An 18,697-nucleotide genomic window follows, 5' to 3' on the forward strand; every position below is an offset into this window, starting at 1 on the left:
GCTGTCTTTCGACCTTAGCGCAGACGTCAGCGCACGGCGTGCAGTGTTAACGCCCGGCGTCCGCGGACCTCTCCCCTGTTCCTGCCCGCCGCGGATGCTGTATCGCCCCGGGTGCGCCGGGCTCCCCTACTCGACCGTACCGCCGTCGGCGATCGCGTCGCGGCGGGCCTGTGCCTCCTCCGGGGGCAGGGAACCGCGCTGGATCGTGGATGCCGCGTCCCGCGCCACGCGCCGGAGCCGCTTGTCCGAGACCTCGCGTTCACCGACGGCCTGCGGTGTCCACGCGTTGAGGTCCTCCTCGCTGAAGCCGGTCTTGGACGGCCTGCGCTTCGGGGTGAATCCGACGGCGCCGTCGGCGAGCCTGCGCGTGGTGAGCAGGAACCCCGTGTGGGCCACCATCCGGTGGTCCGGACGGACGGCCAGTCCTTCGAGGTGCCAGCCGCGCACCATCGACTCCCAGCCCTCGGGCTCGGTGAAGCGTCCGTCGGCGCGGATGGCCTCGGCGGTGCGGGAGAGCTGCGTGACGGTCGCGACGTAGCTGATCCACACGCCGCCGGCACCGAGGACGGTCGCGACGGCGTCGAGGCACTCCCAGGGCGCGAGCATGTCGAGGACGACGCGGTCCACGGACCCCGGCTCCTCGTGCTCCACGACCTGCTCCTGGAAGTCGCCGAGGGTGATCTGCCACGCCGGGTGGGGCCCGCCGAAGATCGTCTCGACGTTGCCCCGTGCGATGTCGGCGAACTCCTCGCGCCGCTCGAACGAGTGGAGGTACCCGGAGTCGCCGACGGCCCGCAGCAGCGAGATGGAGAGCGCGCCGGAGCCGACACCCGCCTCGACCACGCGGGCCCCGGGGTAGATGTCGGCCATGGTCACGATCTGGCCGGCGTCCTTCGGGTAGACGACGGCGGCACCGCGGGGCATCGACAGCACGAAGTCGGACAGGAGCGGACGCAGCGCCTGGTACAGCTGCCCGGTGGTGTTCTCGAGGATGGTCCCCTCGGTGGCGCCGATGAGGGCGTCGTGCTGCAGGAAGCCCTTGTGGGTGTGGAACGCGCCGCCGGGGGTCAGGGTGATGGTGTTCATCCTGCCCTTCTCGTCCGTCAGCTGGACGCGCTCGCCCGGGCGGAAGGGGCCGCGGCGGGCTGCGGCGCCATGGGGGCCTGCCGGTGCGTCGGGGGGTGTGGGGGTGGAGCTCATGGGGGATCCTTCGGCGAAGGCCGGCAGGACCGGCATGGATGAGGTGGAGATGGGTGGGCGATGCCCCGGGGCCCTTAGGCGCCGGGGGTGGTCTTACCGGTGATGGCCTGTACGACCGTGCGCTGGTGGAGCAGGCCGGTCACGGCGCCCTGGCGGTTCACCACGGCGTACTCGCTGCCCTCGAGGCGTGCGAGGAACTGCACGAGTTCCTGCCCCTCGGCCCACTCGGGTACATAGGCCCCTGCGGCGAGGCGACGTGCGGTCGCATTGACCGCCGTCGTGCCCGCAGCCTCCTCGGGGACGGCGAGCAGTGCGGCCTCGTCGACGACGGCCTCCGGGACCCCGGATGCGCCGGTCACGACGACGGCGGCGCCCGGGTTCTCCCGGAGCAGGCGGCGGGCGGCGAGCACCGTGGTGCCGGCGGGGAGGCCGAGTGCGCGCTGCTGGAGCCGTCCCGCGCTGATGGCGGGCAGGCGCTGACGCATGCGTGCGTTCTCGATGGCGGACGTCGCCCCCAGCCACAGGAAGGCACCCATGACCACGGCGATGAGGATGACCGTCAGGTCCGGGCCGCGCCCCTGGAGCAGCGGTACGCCGACCACCACGCCGAGCAGCAGGACGACGATGATGCGCCCTGCCCACCCGGCGGCCACGGTGCCCTTCTCCTGACTGCCGGTCGCCTTCCACACCGCGCTCTCGACCAGGCGGCCGCCGTCGAGCGGCAGGCCGGGCAGGACGTTGAACGCGGCCACGAGGAGGTTGGCCCAGACCAGGATGGTGACGAGGAGGTAGGACACGGAGCCGGGCGTCATCGCCTGGAGCAGCGCCCACCCCAGACCCGCGAGGACGAAGTTGGCGGCGGGGCCGGCGAGCGCGACCGCCAGGGACCGGCCGGGCGAGGCGTTGAAGCTCGCGAACTGGGTGTGTCCGCCCCACAGGTTCAGGACGATCCGCGTGGTCGGCCAGCCGAAGGCACGGGCGGTGAGGGCGTGGGCCAGTTCGTGGATGAGCACGGACGCGGCGAGGAGCAGGGCGTACCCGAGGGCGACGCCGTAGGCGCCGGGCCCGATCTCCGGGAAGGCGCCACTGACGCGGGGCCCGAAGACGAGAACGATGAAGGCCGTGATGACGAACCACGACCAGGCCAGGACCACCGGGATGCCGGCGATGCGCCCGAGGGAGAGCCCGGGGCTCGTCTCCCTCGGGGGAACCTGCTGTCCTCGACTCATGCGCCGTTCCCCGCGCCCTCGGACCGGCTGTTCCCGGGCAGGAGCGCGGCGAGGTCGGCCGGCGTCCGTCCCTCGAGGGTGTCCCAGTCGGTGCGGCGGTCGTCGGGCGGCAGCGGCACGAAGTGGGGGACGGCGAGCGTGACCAGTCCGGCGGCGAGGGCGGAGGTGACGCCGGGAAGGGAGTCCTCCACGGCGACGACGCGGTCCTTGCTGAGGCCCGGGTGGTCCGCTGCGAGCAGGTCGAAGCCCAGCTGGTATGCCTCCGGGTCGGGCTTGCCGGCACTCACGCGGTCCCCCGTGACGAGGTGGGAGAAGGTGCCCTCGGGCAGCCGCGCGGCGACCGCACCGGCGAGGAGGCTCTCCGACATTGTGACCATCGCACAGGGGACGCCTTCCGCGCGGAGGGCTGCCAGCAGCTCCCTCGCCCCCGGGCGCCAGGGCACCTCCGTGCGCACGTCCGCCGCCACACGCTCCGTGAGGTGTTCGATGATGGTACGGACATCGAGGTCGACGCCGGCCTGCTGGAGCTGCCCGGCGGAGTACTCGAGGGCCTGGCCGACGAGCAGGGTGGCCTGCTCGGTGGTCCAGGTGCCACCGTGGGATTCGACCAGTTCCTTCTCGGCCCGGATCCAGTACGGCTCCGTGTCGACGATCGTCCCGTCCATGTCCCACAGCACGCCCTGCAGTCCGCCGAGGTTCCCGTCGGCTGCGGAGCCGTCGCTCCGGAGGGCGGTGCGGGGAAGGGTCTGGACGCTGCCGGTGGGGTGGTTGGCCATACCTTCCAGTCTACGGCGACCCCTTGACAGGCCCGCACATCTGCTCTGCGCGTAGCCGCGGAACCTCGCCTGACATGGTCGCGCACCGGGGTTTAGGGTGAGAACGTGGACAGCTTCGAAGAGAACCAGCCCAGTGGCGTACAGGACCTTTTCCAGGATGCCGGCGAACCCGAGCGCCGCATCACGATCATGCTCGCCGCGTTCGAGGGTTGGAACGACGCCGGCGAGGCGGCCAGCGACGGACTGAAGTACCTGGGCCGGTTCTTCGGCAGCGAGCGCATCTCGACCATCGACGCCGACGAGTTCTACGACTTCCAGTTCACCCGTCCCATGATCAAGCGGAACTCCTCCGGCCAGCGACGCATCAAGTGGCCCAACACCCGGATCAGCAAGGCCGTCGTCCCCGACTCGAACGTCGACCTGATCCTCGTCAACGGCGTCGAGCCCTCCTACAAGTGGCGCGCCTACACCGCGGAGCTCGTCGCGCTCGCGAAGGAGCTGAGTGTCGACTGCATCGTCCTGGTCGGCGCGCTGCTGGCCGACGTGCCCCACTCGCGGCCCATACCTGTGACGGTCACCTCGGACGACGACCTCGTCCGTGAGAGCCTCGACGTCGAACCGTCCACCTACGAGGGACCCATCGGCATCGTCGGTGTGCTGGCCGAGATGGGCCTGCTCGCGGACATCCCCACGATGTCGCTGTGGGCGGCCGTACCGCACTACGTCGGTCAGTCCCCGTCGCCGAAGGCGCAGCTGGCCCTCCTGAACAAGCTCGAGGAGATCCTGCAGATCACGGTCGACACCCATGTCCTGACGGAGGAGTCCGAGGCGTGGGAACGGGGCGTGGACGAGCTCGCGACGGAGGACCCGGAGGTGGCCGCGTACGTGCGCCAGCTCGAGGAGGCCAAGGACACCGTGGACCTCCCCGAGGCGAGTGGCGAGTCGATCGCCCGCGAGTTCGAGCGCTACCTGAAGAAGCGCCGCCGGGACTAGCGGTCCTGACGGGCCGGGCAGGACGGGCCGCCACGCGCACGGACACGTTCGACCGGGCAGCTCCGCTGCGGCCGCTGCTAGAGCCGGACGCCGAGCAGCGCGTCGACCACGTCCGCCAGGCCCTGCCTGCCGGCGGCATCGCCCGCGGAACGGTGTGCGGACGCGGCGAAGGCGTCCACCGCGGCCAGGGCCGAGGGCGCGTCGAGGTCGTCGGCCAGGCATACGCGGATCTGCTCGCGCACCGCCACGACGTCGGCCGCTGCCGCCCCGTCCGCGGCGCGGCGCCAACGGTCGAGGCGGGCCACCGCCTCCTCGAGGACGGCGTCGGTCCAGGACCAGTCCGAGCGGTAGTGGTGCGCGAGGATGGCGAGACGGATGGCTGCGGGGTCCACGCCCTCGCGGCGCAGCTTCGACACGAGCACCAGGTTGCCGCGGGATTTGCTCATCTTCTCGCCGTCGTAGCCGACCATCCCGGCGTGGGCGTAGTGCTCGGCCAGAGGGGTGCCACCGGCCGCCCAGGCGTGGGACGCGCTCATCTCGTGATGGGGGAATACGAGGTCCGAGCCGCCTCCCTGCACGGTGAAGGGCGCGGGCAGGAAGCGCTGCGCGATCACCGCGCACTCGATGTGCCAGCCAGGACGGCCCCGGCCGAGCGTGCCGCCGGACCAGCTGGGCTCACCGGCGCGTTCGGACCGCCAGAGCAGCGGATCGAGCGCGTTGCGCTTGTGCGGGCGCTGGGGGTCGCCACCACGCTCCGCGGACAAGGCGAGCATCGTGTCGGGCGCCAGGTGCGACACCTGGCCCAGGAACCAGGAGGCCGGGTCGCTCGCGTCGAGCGTGGCGGTGGCGTCGAGGGAGAAGTAGATGTCGCCGTCGGGCTCCCCGCCCTCGCCCGGCACGGCATAGGCCAGTCCGCGCGCCACGAGCTCCTCGACGGCCGGGACGATCCAGTCGATCGCCTCCACGGCTCCGATGTAGTGGTCGGGCGGCAGGACGTTCAGTGCTTCCATGTCCTCACGGAACAGGGCGATCTGCTCGGCGGCGAGCTCACGCCAGTCCACGCCGGTGGCCGTGGCGCGCTCGAGGAGCGGATCGTCGACGTCGGTCACGTTCTGGACGTAGGAGACCGTTGCCCCGGCGTCGCGCCAGGTGCGGTTCAGGAGGTCGAAGGCGACATACGTGGACGCGTGGCCGAGGTGGGTCGCGTCATAGGGGGTGATGCCGCAGACGTAGAGGCTGCGCTCGGGATGGTTCCCGAGGGGTGCCGGCTCCTGGCTTGCCGTGTCGAACAGGTTGATGCCCGACTGGGTGCCGTCGAGTTCTGGGACAGGAGTCGAATTCCACGCAATCACACGTTCTACCTTACGGCCCGGCGTCAGGCGGTGATGACGCCGAAGCCGAGCAGGAGGTACAGGGCGAGACCGAGCAGGATGCGGTACCAGACGAAGAGCCCGTAGCCGCGCGTGCTGACGAACTTCAGGAACCAGCCGATGATCGCGAAGCCGACGACGAAGGCCACGACCGTCGCCACCGCGGTTTCCGGGAGCGCGTACGGCCCGGGCTCGTCGTAGCTCTTGACGAGCTGGAACACACCGCTGCCGAACACGGCGGGGATGGCCAGCAGGAAGGAGTACCGTGCTGCCGCCTCACGGGTGTACCCCATGAGCAGGCCCGCGGTGATCGTGCCGCCGGACCGCGACACGCCCGGGATCAGGGCCATCGCCTGCGCCAGCCCGTAGAGGATGCCGTGCCGGTAGGTGAGGCTCTGGAGGTCGCGCGTCTGACGGCCCACGCGGTCCGCCACGGCGAGGATGAGGCCGAAGACGATCAGCATGGTGGCCACGATCCACATGCTGCGGAACGTGCTCTCGATCTGGTCCTGGAACAGCAGCCCGAGGACCACGATCGGTATGCTGCCGAGAATCACGAGCCACCCCATGCGGGCGTCCGGGTCGTTCCTCGGCACCGTGCCCCTCAGCGCGCCGAACCAGGCCGTGATGATGCGGACGATGTCCCGCCAGAAGAACACGATGACGGCGGTCTCCGTCCCCAGCTGCGTGATGGCGGTGAACGCCGCACCCGGGTCCTGCGCATTCGGCAGGAGCTCCCCGACGATGCGCAGGTGTGCGCTCGATGAAATGGGTAGGAACTCGGTAAGGCCCTGGACGAACCCCAGGATGACTGCTTCTATCCACTTCACGTCTACGACCCTAAGCCATGCGGCGCAGGGAAGGCTCTAGGCTTGGCTCCATGCAACGGCGAAACGTGGGAGCGAGCGGACTGACGGTCTCGGCTCTGGGACTCGGCACCATGAACTGGGGCCAGGAGGTCAGCGAGGAGGCCGCCCGCGAGCAGCTGCGCATCTTCACCGAAGCCGGCGGCACGCTCATCGAGACCGCTGCCCGTTACGGCGAGGGCCAGGCCGAGGCCATGCTGGGCAGCTTCATCGGTGACACCGTGGCCCGCTCCGAACTGGTGGTGGTGGTGCAGGGCGGCACGACCCGATCCGGTAGCCGGCGCCTGGACGCCTCGCGCCGCGGACTCCTGGACTCGCTGGACGCCTCGCTGTCGCTGCTGGGCACCGACCACGTCGATCTCTGGCTGGCGCCCTCCCCCGATGCCGCGGTCCCGCTGCAGGAGACCCTCAGTGCGCTCGAGTCCGCCTATGTGACAGGACGCGCGCGGTACGTCGGGGTGTCCAACTACTCCGGCTGGGAGTTCGCACGCGCCGCGGCGACCGCCTCCTTCCCGCTCATCGTGAACGATGTCGAGTACTCCCTGCTGAGCCGCGGCGCCGAGCGGGATGTCCTTCCCTCGGCGGAAGCGTTCGGCGCTGCCATCCTGGCGTGGGGTCCGCTGGGTCGGGGTGTGCTGACCGGCAAGTACCGTGGCAGGATCCCCTCCGAATCCCGTGGAGCCTCGGACGTGTGGGCGCCCTATGTCGAGCCCTACCTCTCGGGCAAGCCCCAGCGCATCACCGAGGCACTCTGCACGGCGTCACGGGGACTGGATCTCCAACCGCACGAACTCGCCCTCCGGTGGCTCCTGCACCGGCCGGGTGTGGCCTCCGCGATCGTCGGGGCACGCACCGCGCAGCAGCTCAAGGAGATCCTGCAGACCAGCGGAGCTCCTGTGGCGGAGCCCATCGCTGAAGTGCTCGACGAGGTATCGGTCCTGCAGGGCTGACCCCACCCGCGTGCGGGATGCGGCGCTCCACCCCGGGTACTGCTCCGGCCGGTGGGGTCCGGGAGTTCCGGATCGGCCGGTCAGTGCTCCACTTCGGCTTCGACGAGGTCGGACGCGTAGTCGGCGTCCTCCGGATCGTCGTCCCCGTCCTCCTCGTCGTCGTCGGACTCTTCGTAGATCTCGAGTGGTGTCACTTCCCCGAAGGCGTCGTACAGGGCTTCCTCGTAGGCTTCGAACGCGTCGGCGATGCCCAGATAGGCCGCTTCGACCGCCGGATCGTCCTCCCGCCGTCGTGATGCCGACGCCGCAAGGTGTTCTTCGAGGGCCGTCACGAGGGACTGGAGCGCGACACGCGGATCTATGCTCATGGATTAGACGTTATCGGTAAAGTGGGCAGAATTGGAGGGATATGCGAGAACATTTTGTGAACGCGACCGCCGTCCGAAAGCGCGACTACGGGCGCCAGTACGAGTACCTGGTGCTGACCGTCAGCGCGGGTGAACCCCTGCCGGCCGCGCGCAAACTCCTGACCGAGCATGCCGAGTACGGCAAGTGGGAACTCGAACGCAGCTGCATCTACCTGGGTGGCAGCAGGCGCTACTGGCTTCGGCGGAAAGTGCTGCGGGTGGAACGGACGGCGTGACCGGGACCGGGACGGAGCCCCGCTCGCCACGGCACCCCGCCTAGGCGGTCGGCGGGCCGAGCAGGGCCGTGGCGACCGTTGCCCGCGCGGATTCCCGGGTCGACGGATGGAACTGTCCGGCCAGGGCGTCCCGGTGCAGCCGCGCCACCTCGGACGACGCGGAGAAGCCCGATCCTCCTCCGACGTGCAGGGCGGCGGACGTCGCCGCGACCGCCGCGTCGACCGCGTGCGTCTTGAGGGTCACGAGGCGTGCGAACCACTGGGACGCCTCGCCTGCACGACCGTCGAGGTCCTGCGTGACGCTGCGGAGTTCGGCCTCCACGCCCGTCCGCTGCATCGCGACGCCCGCCAGGAGATTCCTCAGCACCGGATCATCGGACAGGGCGCGGCCTGCGACATGGCTGCGGCGCGCGGCGAGGAATTCCGCCGCCAGGTCGAGCGCGCGGTCGGCGATCCCGAGGTAGACCGCGCCGATCAGGGTCTCGAAGGCGGCGAAGATGCCGAAGACCAGCGGGTCCGCGGTGGGGCCCACGGGTAGCTGCCGGAAGACGGCGTCGGGCGGCACACGGACGTCGGTCAGCCGCGTGGTGTTCGACTGCGTGGCACGCATCCCCAGCGGGTCCCAGTCCGGCACGGTGTCCACGCCGGGGGTGCCGCGAGGGACGAAGGCATGGAGGATCGCATCGTCGCCGCCGTCGAGCCCCTCGAGCCGGCCGAAGATCCCGAGGCGGGTCCACACCGGGGACAGGCTCGTGAAAACCTTGGTGCCCGTGTAGCTGAGGATGCCGTCGGCGAGCCTTTCCACGCGCGTCAGGGAGTCGAACAGGACGGCGTCGTTGCCCGGTTCCGAGACACCGAACGCGAACACCTCGCCCCCGGCCGGCTCGTCGAGGACGAACTGGAGCGAGGCATCCCCGCGGTCGGCGAGCAGGCCCGCCACGGCCGTCCAGACGAGGTGCATGTTCACGCCCAGCGCGGTCGCCGGAGCGGCGGCGGCGAGGACGCGCTGTGCAGCAGCAGCCCTGCCCATCCCACCCTCGTCGCCGGGCGGTGTCTCGACGAGCATCCGGAGGTAACCGGAGTCCACGAGCTCCGCGAAGTCCTCGTGGAAGAACGCGTTGGCCGCGTCGTAGCCCGCGGCGCGTTCCCTGAACCGCCCCAGCATCGCCTCGGTCAGGTAGGCGGACCGGTCCGCCGTCGTCATCCCGCTCCCCCGCCGCTCAGTAGGTTGTCAGCAGGCGGGCGAGCACCTTGGCGCCGAAGCGGAGGGAATCTGCCGGCACGCGCTCGTCCACGCCATGGAACATGCCGGTGAAGTCGAGCTCGTCGGGCAGCTGCAACGGGACGAAGCCGTAGCCGGTGATGCCGAGGCGGCTGAGCGACTTGTTGTCCGTGCCTCCCGAGAGCGTGTAGGGCAGCACCTTCGCGCCCGGATCCTCGGCGTGCAGGGCGTCGATCATGGAGTCCACGAGGTTGCCCGCGAACGGGACCTCGAGCGAGGTGTCCTTGTGCTCGTAGGTCACGTCGACCCCTTCGCCGGCGAGGCCCCGGATGATCTCGAGGACCTGGTCCTGCTGGCCGGGCAGGGTACGCACGTCGATGAGGGCCTCGGCGGTGCCCGGGATCACGTTGTGCTTGTAGCCGCTCTTGAGGACGGTGGGGTTCGCGGTGTTCTGCAGGGTCGCCCCGACGAAGCGCGCCACGGTACCGAGTTCCTTCAGGAGCACGTCGGGGTTGTCGGGATCGAATTCGACCCCGGTCAGCTCGGTGACACCGTCGAGGAACTGGCGCGTGGTGGGCGTCAGCTCGATGGGCCAGCGGTGCTCCCCGATCCGCGTGACGGCGCGCGCGAGCGCGGTCACGGCGTTGTCGGTGTTGATCTGCGAGCCGTGGCCGGCGCGCCCGTGGGCCACGAGCCGCAGCCAGGAGATGCCCTTCTCGGCCGTCTGCAGGAGGTACGTGCGCTGCCCGCCGATGGTGGCGGAGAAACCACCGACCTCCGAGATGGCTTCGGCGGCCCCCTCGAAGACCTCCGGCTTGTTGTCGACCAGCCAGGATGCACCGTAGGCGCCTCCCGCTTCCTCGTCCGCGAAGAAGCCGAAGATGAGGTCGCGCTGCGGCTTGATGCCGTCACGCTGCATTGACCGCAGGACGGAGAGGATCATGGCGTCCATGTCCTTCATGTCCACGGCGCCGCGCCCCCAGATCAGGCCGTCCTTCTCCTCGCCGCCGAAGGGGTCGACGGTCCAGTCCTCCTTCTGTGCCGGCACGACGTCCAGGTGACCGTGCACCACCAGCGCGGGCAGCGACGGATCCGAGCCCTCCATGCGGGCGACGACGGATGCGCGACCGGGCGCGGATTCGAAGATCTGCGTGGACAGGCCCACCTCCTCGATGAGCCCTGCCGTGTACTCGGCGGCCTTCCTCTCCCCGGGGCCGACGTTGTCCCCGAAGTTCGAGGTATCGAAACGGATCAGTTCCTGGCAGATCCTGACAACTTCATCTTCGGGTGTAATGCCCACGTGGTCCTCCTGGGTAGCGGTTACTGCTCCAGCCTACCGAGAGTGACCGCCCGACCGGCCACGCCTTCCCGTTCCGTCGGCATCGGACATCCGGCCTTCTCCGCCGGGGTCACGTCCTGCACGGGGTGCGGTCAGTTCCTCTTCAGTTCCTCGGCCAGCATGACGACGATGCCGCTCGGACCGCGGACGTAGGTGAGTTTGTAGGCGTCCCCGTATCTCGCCACGCCACGCAGGAGGTAGCAGCCGTGCCGTGCGGCGATGTCGAGGGCCTCGTCGATGTCGTCCACCGAGAAGGCGATCCGGTGCATGCCGATCTCGTTGGGACGGGTCGGCTCCGTCTCGATCGCGTCCGGGTGGATGTACTCGAAGAGCTCGAGGCGACCATCCCCTTCCGGAGTCTGCAGCATGGCGATCCTGGCGTGATTACCGTCGAGGCCGACGGCGGTGTCGGCCCACTCCCCACTGACCGTGTCGCGGCCGAGGACTGTGAGCCCGAGGTCGGTGAAGAAGGCGATCGCCGCTTCGAGGTCGCGGACCGCGATGCCTACGTTCTCGAGTCTGATGGGCATGCGGGACACGCTACCAAGTCGGGTGGCCCCGGCGAGGCCCCTGGGCGTGGGAGGGCCACCGGCAACGCGGGCTACCCGGTCGGATCGGGATCGGAGTCCGGCACGTGGTCGAGGTCGGCGTCCGAAGGGGCTCGTCGGGGGGCGGGCAGTTCGTCGATCAGTTCGTTGACGGCCTGCGCTATGAGGTCCCGTTGTAAGCGGGGCAGGTCGATCAGCGCCTGGAGATATGCGTGGACTTCGTACTCCTCGACCATGCCGGAGAAGGAGAAATAGCGTAACCACACCTCCGAGATGCTCACCCCCGCTTCATGGATGGCCTTGCTGGTCAGAAGTCGTTGTTCCGCACTCCTGCTGCTGCCGGCACTGCGTGCGGTGCTGTTCGAGCTCGCCTTCCCAGGGCGATGACCAAGGTGATGACCAGGGGGATCGCCCGGCTTTCGTTCACGATCGTCGTGCTGGTCGCCGTGCATCAGGTCCCACCGATGAATCGGGAGGGGTCGAGATCGCGACGGGCGACGACGGTGGTCGCCAGTTCGGCCATGGTGATGCCGGTGTCCGTGACCAGCATGAGCATGTGCTCGAGGGTTTCATCCGGATCCATGTCGTGACGCTCCATCATGATGCCCCGGGCGAGATCGATGGTGCCCCTCGTGCTGAGTGCCCTGGTCACGTCGGTATCGATGCCCTGCGGAGTGTCACCGGCTCGGATATGGCCGAGCAGGGCCGCTGCTGAGGTGGCGAGATGGGACAGCACCCGAGCATCAGCGGTCGTGAAGGCGTTCGGTATGCCCGAATAGGTCTTCAGTGCTCCGATCGATTCCTTGCCCCGGACGAGGGGCACGGTGGCGCACGACCGGATACCGGCATCGGCTGCCGGTCCGGACGGCTTCTGCGAGGTCATCCACGGCGTGCTGCGCGGCCTGTTCCGCCAGGAGGAGACCCTTCGTGCGTCCGACGAGGACACCGAGTCCACTGATGGGGGATACGGGATCCATGCGTGCCTCCAGCTACTCCGCGGCCACCCGTGGGCGAAGGAGACCGTTGTCCCCATGGCCGGCGCGCTCGAAGCCCGGCGGCCCTTCTGGTGATCAGTGTGCACACAGCGTCTCCGGTCCCTCAACGGTTGCGTGATCATGACCGACAGGGGAGGGCATGCCCACCATGTGCTCGGGGCAGCTTCTGCACACAGCGCGGGGAGTTCCCGATACCGTGAATGCCATACGACGTCGTCCGCGGGCGCGGACGGCCGGGGTGCGGCCTGATCCGGTGGACAGAGGAGCGAGCATGGTCGGGAAGAGTGCTGACGATGAGAGGAGGGAGCCCGCACGGCTTCAGGACTTGGTCCTCGACAGCACCGACCTCGAGAAGCTTCTGACCCGACTCTCCGAATTCGTGGCGCAGACCTTCTCCTCGGACACCCGGGAGGTCCTCTGCAGCGTGACCCTGCTGCGCCCCAGGACCAAGGGGGTCATCGCCAGCAGCAGCGACCACGCCAGGGAAGTGGACGAGGTGCAGCTGTCCTTCGACGACGGCCCGTGCCTGCGGGCCGCACGCGACGGGCAGACCTACACGGTCCAGGACTTCACCACCGAGGACCGCTTCGGGGACTACGCCCCCACCGTCCTCGAGCACGGCATCCGCTCCGCCCTGGGCATACCGATCACCCTGGAGGGCCATGCCGCAGCAGGGCTCGACCTCTACGCCACGGCCCCGGACGTCTTCGACGACGAGGTCATCGTGGCCGCTGAGGGACTCGCCGCGGAAGCGTCCCAGCTGCTGCGCATGGCGGTGCACATCGCCCACCTCACGGCAACGAACCACGACCTCACCCAGGCGATGAATTCGCGGACCACGATCGACGTCGCCGCGGGCATCATCATGGCCCAGAACCGGTGCGGCCACGACAACGCGATGACCATTCTCCGGGCCGCTTCCAGCGGCCGGAACATGAAACTCCGCGATGTCGCAGCCGCCGTCGTGGAATCCCTCGGACAACAGACTCCCGCCACACACTTCGAGACCTGAACCCCCACCACGATCCGTGCCGACAATCCGGCGCCCCTACGGTACGTCCTGACTAGAGAACCGCAGGTGACGGCGCCAGGGCTTCGATGATGGCGTCGGTGACGTCGTCGGTGGTGGCTTCTCCGCCGATGTCGCGGGTCAGGTGCCCGGCGGCGGTGGTCCGCTCGATGGCTGATTCGAGCTGTCGTGCCTCATCGTGCAGTCCGAAGTGGTCGAGCATCAGGGCTGCACTGGCAATGGCACCGATGGGGTTGCTGATGCCCTTGCCCGCGATGTCCGGGGCGGTGCCGTGTACCGGCTCGAACATCGACGGGAACCGGCGCTCCGGGTTCAGGTTGGCGCTCGCCGCCAGGCCGAGGCTGCCTGCGAGCGCTGATCCCAGATCCGAGAGGATGTCCGCATTCAGGTTCGAGGCCACGACGACGGACAGGTCCTCCGGCTTGAGGACGAATTTCGCGCTCATCGCATCCACCAGGACGCTTTCGGTCGTGACGTCCGGGTAATCCAGGGCGACGCGGTCGAACACCTCGTCCCACAGCACCATGCCGTACTGCTGGGCATTGGACTTGGTGACGCTGGAGACCTTCTTCACGGTGCGGGTGCGGGCCAGGTCGAAAGCGAAGCGCATGATGCGCTCGCAGCCCTTCTCGGTGAAGAGCGCGGTCTGGAGGGCTACCTCGTTCCCCGGTCCGCGTCCGCTGAGGTTGCGTCCGCCGATGCCGGCGTACTCGCCCTCGCTGTTCTCCCGCACGACCACCCAGTCGAGCTCGGTGTCATCGGCCTTGCGCAGCGGGGACTGGACGCCGGGCAGGAACCTCACCGGGCGGATGTTCGCCCACTGGTCGAAGTTCTGGGTGATGTTCAGGCGCAGACCCCAGAGGCTGATGTGGTCCGGCACGTTCTCCCAGCCCACGGCTCCGAAATAGATGGCGTCGAAGTCCTTCAGGGTCTCCAGGCCGTCTTCGGCCATCATCTTCCCCGTTTCGGCGTAGTACTCGCATCCCCACGGGAACTCGGTCCACTCGAAGGCGAACGTACCGCCGGCGTGCGAGGCGAGCGCATCGAGGACCCTGCGACCGGCGGAGACGACCTCCTTGCCGACGCCGTCCGCGGGGATCGATGCGATTCTGAATGTCCGGGTGGCGCTCATGCCGTCCTCCTCGTCGAGTGGTGGCAGATTCGGCTGCCCTACCTCCTCCAGTAGAGCGTTCGGGAACTCCCGGCGTCCAAGAGCTTCTTCGAATACTGCTGATAGGTGTTGCCTATGGGAGCGAGGGACACGTCGATCTGATCCGTTGATCGGTTTTACCTATCCGGGTAGTAGGAAGACGGTCTTGGACGGAATCACCTGACGCGGGCACAGTGAGTGCATCCCTTCCGACGAGAGGACGACGATGTCCAGCAATCGAGCAGACCCGACCGATCTGACGACCACCGGTCCCCGGACCGACGTCCGCACAGCCCTGCTGGGTGGCAAGTCCTTCCGGAGCCTCAGCGAGCAGAAACTCTCGCCGCGGGAGGAGAAATTCGAACGTACGCGGCAGACGCTGGGGTTCTTCCTGGCTCCCGCCGTCGCGCTGATCTTCGCACTCCTACCCACCGGGATGGACCGTTCCCAGCAGTTGCTCGCCGCGGTGCTGCTGGGCGTGATCATCCTCTGGATCTGCGAACCGGTGCCCATCCCCGTCGGCGGCCTGATCGGCGTGGCTGCCGTCGTCCTTCTCGGAATCGCTCCGGCGAGCGATGTGCTGGCACCCTTCGGCTCGACGACCATCTTCACCTTCATCGGCGCTTTCATCCTGGCCGCGGCGATGCTCAAGCACGGCATCGCCCAACGCCTGGCCTTTGCCGTCCTGTCCATCCCAGGGGTCGCGAAGTCGACCTACCGGATCATCATCGCCTTCGGCCTGATCACGTGCCTGTTGTCGGCGTTCGTCTCCAATACCGCCACGGTGGCCATGCTCATGCCGACCGCCCTCGGGATCCTGGCCGTCATCGCGAAGCTCATGCAGGACCGCGGGGTCGTCAAGGCCGATTTCGACCCTCTCCGGCTCCGCGTCGGTGCAGCCCTGATGCTGATGCTGGCCTACGGGGCCAGCGTCGGCGGTCTCCTCACACCGGTCGGCTCTCCCCCGAACCTCATCGGCCGCGGGCTCATCGAGGAAGCCACCGGCGTCAAGATCGGCTTCGTCCAGTGGACAGCGACGGTCGCCCCGATCTGCGCAGCGATGTTCGTCGTCCTCGCCCTGATCATGTTCCTGCTCAACAAGCCGGAGATCCGCAGGATCGAAGGCGTCGAGGAATTCATCCGCGAGCAGAAGGCCGAGCAGGGCAGGATGTCGCGTGCGGAGAAGAACACCCTGTTCGCCTTCGGCCTGACCGTCACCCTGTGGCTCCTGCCCGCGGTTGCCAGCCTCGTCGCCGGCCCTGATTCCGATCTCTACACCCTTTTCGACAACCGGCTCGACGAGGGCATCGTCGCAGTGCTCGGTGCCTCCCTCCTGTTCATCCTCCCGACGGACTGGAAGCAGCGCAAGGCGACCATGACCTGGTCCGACGCGTCGAAGATCGACTGGGGCACCATCCTCCTGTTCGGTACCGGCATCATCTTCGGCGCCCTGCTCGCCGACACGGGACTCGCCGAGACCATCGGGACCGCGGCATCGAACAACCTCGGCATCACCAACATCGTGGCGATCACCGCGTTCTCCGCGATCCTGGCGATCCTCATCTCGGAGACGACCAGCAACACCGCCTCCGCGGCCGTCGTCGTACCGATCGTCATCCCCCTGTGCGTGGCCTTGGGAGTGGACCCCTTCGTCCCCGCCCTGGCAGCGACCTTCGCGGCATCCTTCGGCTTCATGCTGCCGGTGTCGACCCCGCAGAACGCCATCGTGTACGGCACCGGCGCAGTTCCCATCACCCGCATGGTGAGGACCGGTTTCGCCTTCGACGTCATCGGCGCGATCCTCATCATCAGCATCGTCCCGATCATGGTCGGCGTCACGGGCATCGGCTCCTAGGACACCAGCAGCCGATCGGTCCACGGATCACGCAGGGCGTAGTCTGTGGACCGACCGGCTGTCTGCACCGAGGAGCGTCGATGGATACGAGGAAGTTGAGGTACTTTCTTGCCGTCGTCGACTGCAACGGCTTCAACCGGGCAGCCGACGAACTGCTGATCGCACAACCCTCGCTCTCCCAGACCATCGCGAGCCTCGAGCGGGACCTGGGTGTCCCGCTCTTCCACCGCATCGGACGACGGGCCGTACTCAGTGAAGCGGGCAAGGAACTCGTGGGACCCGCACGACAGGTGATGCGGGACCTCGATGCGGCCCGCTCAGCGGTCGACGCCCTTCGAGGTCTGCGGAGTGGAACTCTCGACATCATGACCATGCCGTCCCCCGGGATCGAACCCCTCACCTCCATGATCGCGAGTTTCGTCGAACTCAACCCCTCCATGCGGCTGAACGTCGAAGCGGCGTTCACGCCCGAGGAGGTCATCGAAGCCGTGCGCAGCGGACACTCGGAGCTCGGCCTGGCCGGGTCCCACGGACCCATCCGGGTCCCCGGGATCACGGTGCTCGAACTCGAGCAGCAGGCCCTGATCCTGCTCGTCAATCCTCAGGCGGACACCTTCGGTGCCGGCGACGTCGTCCACCGGGAAGCGCTCAGCGGCCACCGTCTCATCGCCAGCCAGCGTGGCTCACTGATGCGGTGGCTGGTGGACGACGCCCTCGCCCAGGGGGTCGAGGTGGAGATCGTGGTCGAAGTGGCGCACCGCACCTCCATCCTCCCGATGGTCCTGGCAGGCGTGGGCCACGCGGTCATGCCGTCGTCCTGGACGGCGACCGCGAACCGGTCCGGGTTGCGCACATTGCGAATCGAACCCGTATCGAGGCTGGACGTAGCACTCCTCAGCCGTACGAAGGACCTCACACCGGCGGCGCTGTCCTTCCTCGACGTCGCCAGGGAACACGGCACATCCACCCACCCGTGACGCCGCCCGTGTGCGCTGTCCGGTGGAACATACCCGCCGTCCAGCTTGTTGTACACAGTGATGACGACGCCCCGGGAACTGGACCTGACCACTATCTCTCCGACCCGGCTGTGGGTCCCCAAGCACGTGATGATCACCCGGGCCGCAGCTGATCTGCCGCACACCGCCGAGATCATCAGGCGATGCGAGCGTGCAGGGGTCGATGACATCCGGGTCCTGTCCGGGAATGCGCTGACGGGCCTCCGCGGCGCCACCGAGCGCGAGACCTACGCGTCCGCCAAGAACACCCTCGCGGTCGTCGTCGCCCCTCCCAGCGCGCTCAAGCCGCAGCCGATCCCGCCGAGCGCCGACTGGCGGATCGACCTGGCCAGGGGCTGCCCCGCTCACTGCCAGTACTGTTACCTGGCCGGATCGTTGCAGGGGCCGCCGGTGACCCGCGTGTACGCGAACGTCGACGACGTGCTGGACGGCATACGCACGTCCGCCGGTCGGGGATCGGTCACCCGTGGCACCCTCGAGCGCGGCGACGAGGGTACGACGTTCGAGCTGTCCTGCTACACCGATCCGCTCGGGATCGAGAGCGTGACCGGCTCGCTCGCCGCAGCGATAACCCGGGTCGGGGCAGGAGACTTCGGGAGCGATGTGCAGTTGCGGTTCACCACGAAGTTCGACGACGTCGGCGAGCTCGTCGGCCTCGACCACTCGGGCAGGACCCGGATCCGCTTCTCGGTCAATGCCGCGGAGGTCGCCGATCGTTTCGAGGGTGGGACCGCGCGCATGCTGGCGCGGCTCGCCGCGCTCCGTGCTGTTGCGACGGCCGGCTACCGCGTGGGTCTGACGATCGCCCCGGTCATGCCCGTCCCCGGTTGGCGGGAGCAGTACGGCGCTCTGTTGGACGACGTCGCTGCGGCAGTCGCCGGTATCGAGGATCTCGATCTCACGGCAGAGATCATCACGCACCGCTTCACCCCCGCGAGCAAGGAGGTGCTGCTGGGCTGGTATCCCAGGACCAAGCTCGAGATGGACGAGGACCTGCGGAGCCAGAAGCGCTCGAAGTTCGGCGGGGTGAAGTACGTGTACCCGAAGCAGACCATGAAGGAGATGCGCGAGTGGTTCACGGAGGAGCTGGACCGGCGTCTCCCGGCTGCCCGGCTCCTCTACTGGACCTGATCCGACCGGGTGTCCCTGCTGCCCCACCAGCGCCCGGGTGACTGCGTCACCGGATGCATCTGCTCTGTGAAGAACCCCGCCCAGGGGTCGCCGGCAACGAATCACTCCTGGATGCACTCATTCCCAGGAAGACAAGCAAGCCATGATCGTTCACCCCGGCGAGTACCACGACGCCACCTCGACCGTCCCCGTTCCGCAGTGCCGGCAGACCCTCGAACTGGTCCGGCGGGGTCTGCTCATGCCCCCTCTGCCCATCCAGACAGCACTGCGGAAGCGCCGGTCGGCTTCCGTGGTGCACCTGCCGATCCGTCGGGAGTTCCCTGACACGGAAGCGGCCTGAGGTTCGCCGGGCAGGAGGCGTACAGGGACCGCGGCCGGTGCGTC

21 protein-coding genes are annotated in these 18,697 nt (G+C 68.6%); 9 read left to right on the plus strand and 12 right to left on the minus strand.

All coding sequences use genetic code 11. The annotated features are described in order from the left end of the window. Window positions 1-126: 126 nt before the first annotated feature. From ACX80L_RS16435 to ACX80L_RS16445, 3 genes are all read right to left on the minus strand, one after another. Entirely contained in the window at window positions 127-1,200 is a 1,074-nt protein-coding gene (locus ACX80L_RS16435; RefSeq protein WP_459291066.1) for a tRNA (adenine-N1)-methyltransferase, read from the minus strand. Window positions 1,201-1,274: 74 nt separating this feature from the next. After that, window positions 1,275-2,429: a site-2 protease family protein gene (locus ACX80L_RS16440; protein WP_133083098.1), complete on the minus strand. Its 1,155-nt coding sequence runs from the start codon at window positions 2,427-2,429 to the stop codon at window positions 1,275-1,277. Then, complete coding sequence (locus ACX80L_RS16445) at window positions 2,426-3,205, minus strand: HAD family hydrolase (protein ID WP_133083097.1); 780 nt, start codon at window positions 3,203-3,205, stop codon at window positions 2,426-2,428. Before ACX80L_RS16445 ends, ACX80L_RS16440 begins: the two co-directional genes overlap by 4 nt. Before the next feature lie 105 nt (window positions 3,206-3,310). Here ACX80L_RS16445 and ACX80L_RS16450 point away from each other — a divergent pair, with 105 nt between their 5' ends. Next, window positions 3,311-4,198, plus strand: a complete 888-nt coding sequence (locus tag ACX80L_RS16450; RefSeq protein ID WP_244186060.1) for a PAC2 family protein — start codon at window positions 3,311-3,313, stop codon at window positions 4,196-4,198. Window positions 4,199-4,275: 77 nt separating this feature from the next. Here the strand turns inward: ACX80L_RS16450 and mshC are convergent, their stop codons facing one another. Both mshC and ACX80L_RS16460 read right to left on the minus strand, forming a co-directional pair. Continuing rightward, window positions 4,276-5,550, minus strand: coding sequence for a cysteine--1-D-myo-inosityl 2-amino-2-deoxy-alpha-D-glucopyranoside ligase (gene mshC / locus ACX80L_RS16455; RefSeq protein WP_459291069.1), 1,275 nt, complete (start codon window positions 5,548-5,550; stop codon window positions 4,276-4,278). Window positions 5,551-5,573: 23 nt separating this feature from the next. After that, window positions 5,574-6,398 carry an undecaprenyl-diphosphate phosphatase gene (locus ACX80L_RS16460; protein WP_459291071.1) on the minus strand — a complete coding sequence of 275 codons (825 nt, stop codon included), beginning with the start codon at window positions 6,396-6,398 and terminating at the stop codon, window positions 5,574-5,576. A 50-nt stretch (window positions 6,399-6,448) separates the two neighbouring features. Here ACX80L_RS16460 and ACX80L_RS16465 point away from each other — a divergent pair, with 50 nt between their 5' ends. Beyond that, complete coding sequence (locus ACX80L_RS16465; protein WP_208741149.1) at window positions 6,449-7,384, plus strand: aldo/keto reductase; 936 nt, start codon at window positions 6,449-6,451, stop codon at window positions 7,382-7,384. Between the two features lie 80 nt (window positions 7,385-7,464). Here ACX80L_RS16465 and ACX80L_RS16470 read toward each other — a convergent pair whose 3' ends face one another. Next, window positions 7,465-7,752: a hypothetical protein gene (locus tag ACX80L_RS16470; RefSeq protein ID WP_133083094.1), complete on the minus strand. Its 288-nt coding sequence runs from the start codon at window positions 7,750-7,752 to the stop codon at window positions 7,465-7,467. Window positions 7,753-7,793: 41 nt separating this feature from the next. On the opposite strand from ACX80L_RS16470, the gene ACX80L_RS16475 reads away from it, so the two are divergent. Further along, window positions 7,794-8,027: a DUF5703 family protein gene (locus ACX80L_RS16475; RefSeq protein WP_459291073.1), complete on the plus strand. Its 234-nt coding sequence runs from the start codon at window positions 7,794-7,796 to the stop codon at window positions 8,025-8,027. A 40-nt stretch (window positions 8,028-8,067) separates the two neighbouring features. Here ACX80L_RS16475 and ACX80L_RS16480 read toward each other — a convergent pair whose 3' ends face one another. The 5 genes from ACX80L_RS16480 to ACX80L_RS16500 form a co-directional block, all read right to left on the minus strand. Further along, the gene (locus ACX80L_RS16480) at window positions 8,068-9,231 is read right to left on the minus strand and encodes an acyl-CoA dehydrogenase family protein (RefSeq protein WP_459291075.1); all 1,164 of its coding nucleotides are present in this window, start codon (window positions 9,229-9,231) and stop codon (window positions 8,068-8,070) included. 16 nt (window positions 9,232-9,247) lie between these two features. Then, on the minus strand, window positions 9,248-10,549 hold the full coding sequence (locus ACX80L_RS16485) for a M20/M25/M40 family metallo-hydrolase (protein WP_459291077.1): 1,302 nt from the start codon (window positions 10,547-10,549) through the stop codon (window positions 9,248-9,250). A 131-nt stretch (window positions 10,550-10,680) separates the two neighbouring features. Then, the gene (locus ACX80L_RS16490; RefSeq protein WP_459291079.1) at window positions 10,681-11,118 is read right to left on the minus strand and encodes a VOC family protein; all 438 of its coding nucleotides are present in this window, start codon (window positions 11,116-11,118) and stop codon (window positions 10,681-10,683) included. 71 nt (window positions 11,119-11,189) lie between these two features. Then, on the minus strand, window positions 11,190-11,417 hold the full coding sequence (locus ACX80L_RS16495) for a hypothetical protein (RefSeq protein ID WP_208740406.1): 228 nt from the start codon (window positions 11,415-11,417) through the stop codon (window positions 11,190-11,192). Window positions 11,418-11,587: 170 nt separating this feature from the next. After that, on the minus strand, window positions 11,588-11,959 hold the full coding sequence (locus ACX80L_RS16500; protein ID WP_459291081.1) for an ANTAR domain-containing protein: 372 nt from the start codon (window positions 11,957-11,959) through the stop codon (window positions 11,588-11,590). Window position 11,960: 1 nt separating this feature from the next. Here ACX80L_RS16500 and ACX80L_RS16505 point away from each other — a divergent pair, with 1 nt between their 5' ends. Both ACX80L_RS16505 and ACX80L_RS16510 read left to right on the plus strand, forming a co-directional pair. Further along, the gene (locus tag ACX80L_RS16505) at window positions 11,961-12,206 is read left to right on the plus strand and encodes a hypothetical protein (protein ID WP_459291083.1); all 246 of its coding nucleotides are present in this window, start codon (window positions 11,961-11,963) and stop codon (window positions 12,204-12,206) included. A gap of 196 nt (window positions 12,207-12,402) precedes the next feature. After that, entirely contained in the window at window positions 12,403-13,143 is a 741-nt protein-coding gene (locus ACX80L_RS16510) for an ANTAR domain-containing protein (protein ID WP_459291085.1), read from the plus strand. Between the two features lie 52 nt (window positions 13,144-13,195). Here the strand turns inward: ACX80L_RS16510 and ACX80L_RS16515 are convergent, their stop codons facing one another. Next, window positions 13,196-14,293, minus strand: coding sequence for a tartrate dehydrogenase (locus tag ACX80L_RS16515; RefSeq protein WP_459291087.1), 1,098 nt, complete (start codon window positions 14,291-14,293; stop codon window positions 13,196-13,198). 244 nt (window positions 14,294-14,537) lie between these two features. Between ACX80L_RS16515 and ACX80L_RS16520 the strand changes: the two genes are divergently transcribed. The 4 genes from ACX80L_RS16520 (at window position 14,538) to ACX80L_RS16535 (ending at window position 18,653) form a co-directional block, all read left to right on the plus strand. Next, window positions 14,538-16,166 carry an SLC13 family permease gene (locus ACX80L_RS16520; protein ID WP_459291089.1) on the plus strand — a complete coding sequence of 543 codons (1,629 nt, stop codon included), beginning with the start codon at window positions 14,538-14,540 and terminating at the stop codon, window positions 16,164-16,166. An 80-nt stretch (window positions 16,167-16,246) separates the two neighbouring features. Next, the gene (locus ACX80L_RS16525; protein WP_459291091.1) at window positions 16,247-17,143 is read left to right on the plus strand and encodes a LysR family transcriptional regulator; all 897 of its coding nucleotides are present in this window, start codon (window positions 16,247-16,249) and stop codon (window positions 17,141-17,143) included. A 60-nt stretch (window positions 17,144-17,203) separates the two neighbouring features. Further along, window positions 17,204-18,313, plus strand: coding sequence for a spore photoproduct lyase family protein (locus ACX80L_RS16530; RefSeq protein ID WP_459291093.1), 1,110 nt, complete (start codon window positions 17,204-17,206; stop codon window positions 18,311-18,313). Window positions 18,314-18,455: 142 nt separating this feature from the next. Continuing rightward, window positions 18,456-18,653 (plus strand): hypothetical protein, encoded by a 198-nt coding sequence (locus ACX80L_RS16535; RefSeq protein ID WP_459291095.1) that lies wholly within the window; start codon window positions 18,456-18,458, stop codon window positions 18,651-18,653. Window positions 18,654-18,697 lie beyond the last annotated feature (44 nt).

It is taken from the genome of Arthrobacter sp. MDT1-48-3 (genome assembly GCF_054511015.1).

Bases quoted from the DNA above. Each gene is read 5' to 3' on its own strand.
- ACX80L_RS16475 (WP_459291073.1), top strand. From the start codon at position 7,794: ATGCGAGAACATTTTGTGAACGCGACCGCCGTCCGAAAGCGCGACTAC.
- ACX80L_RS16520 (WP_459291089.1), top strand. From the start codon at position 14,538: ATGTCCAGCAATCGAGCAGACCCGACCGATCTGACGACCACCGGTCCC.
- ACX80L_RS16510 (WP_459291085.1), top strand. From the start codon at position 12,403: ATGGTCGGGAAGAGTGCTGACGATGAGAGGAGGGAGCCCGCACGGCTT.
- ACX80L_RS16530 (WP_459291093.1), top strand. From the start codon at position 17,204: ATGACGACGCCCCGGGAACTGGACCTGACCACTATCTCTCCGACCCGG.
- ACX80L_RS16480 (WP_459291075.1), bottom strand. From the start codon at position 9,231: ATGACGACGGCGGACCGGTCCGCCTACCTGACCGAGGCGATGCTGGGG.
- ACX80L_RS16535 (WP_459291095.1), top strand. From the start codon at position 18,456: ATGATCGTTCACCCCGGCGAGTACCACGACGCCACCTCGACCGTCCCC.
- ACX80L_RS16435 (WP_459291066.1), bottom strand. From the start codon at position 1,200: ATGAGCTCCACCCCCACACCCCCCGACGCACCGGCAGGCCCCCATGGC.
- ACX80L_RS16490 (WP_459291079.1), bottom strand. From the start codon at position 11,118: ATGCCCATCAGACTCGAGAACGTAGGCATCGCGGTCCGCGACCTCGAA.
- ACX80L_RS16440 (WP_133083098.1), bottom strand. From the start codon at position 2,429: ATGAGTCGAGGACAGCAGGTTCCCCCGAGGGAGACGAGCCCCGGGCTC.
- ACX80L_RS16470 (WP_133083094.1), bottom strand. From the start codon at position 7,752: ATGAGCATAGATCCGCGTGTCGCGCTCCAGTCCCTCGTGACGGCCCTC.
- ACX80L_RS16445 (WP_133083097.1), bottom strand. From the start codon at position 3,205: ATGGCCAACCACCCCACCGGCAGCGTCCAGACCCTTCCCCGCACCGCC.
- ACX80L_RS16515 (WP_459291087.1), bottom strand. From the start codon at position 14,293: ATGAGCGCCACCCGGACATTCAGAATCGCATCGATCCCCGCGGACGGC.
- ACX80L_RS16525 (WP_459291091.1), top strand. From the start codon at position 16,247: ATGGATACGAGGAAGTTGAGGTACTTTCTTGCCGTCGTCGACTGCAAC.
- ACX80L_RS16465 (WP_208741149.1), top strand. From the start codon at position 6,449: ATGCAACGGCGAAACGTGGGAGCGAGCGGACTGACGGTCTCGGCTCTG.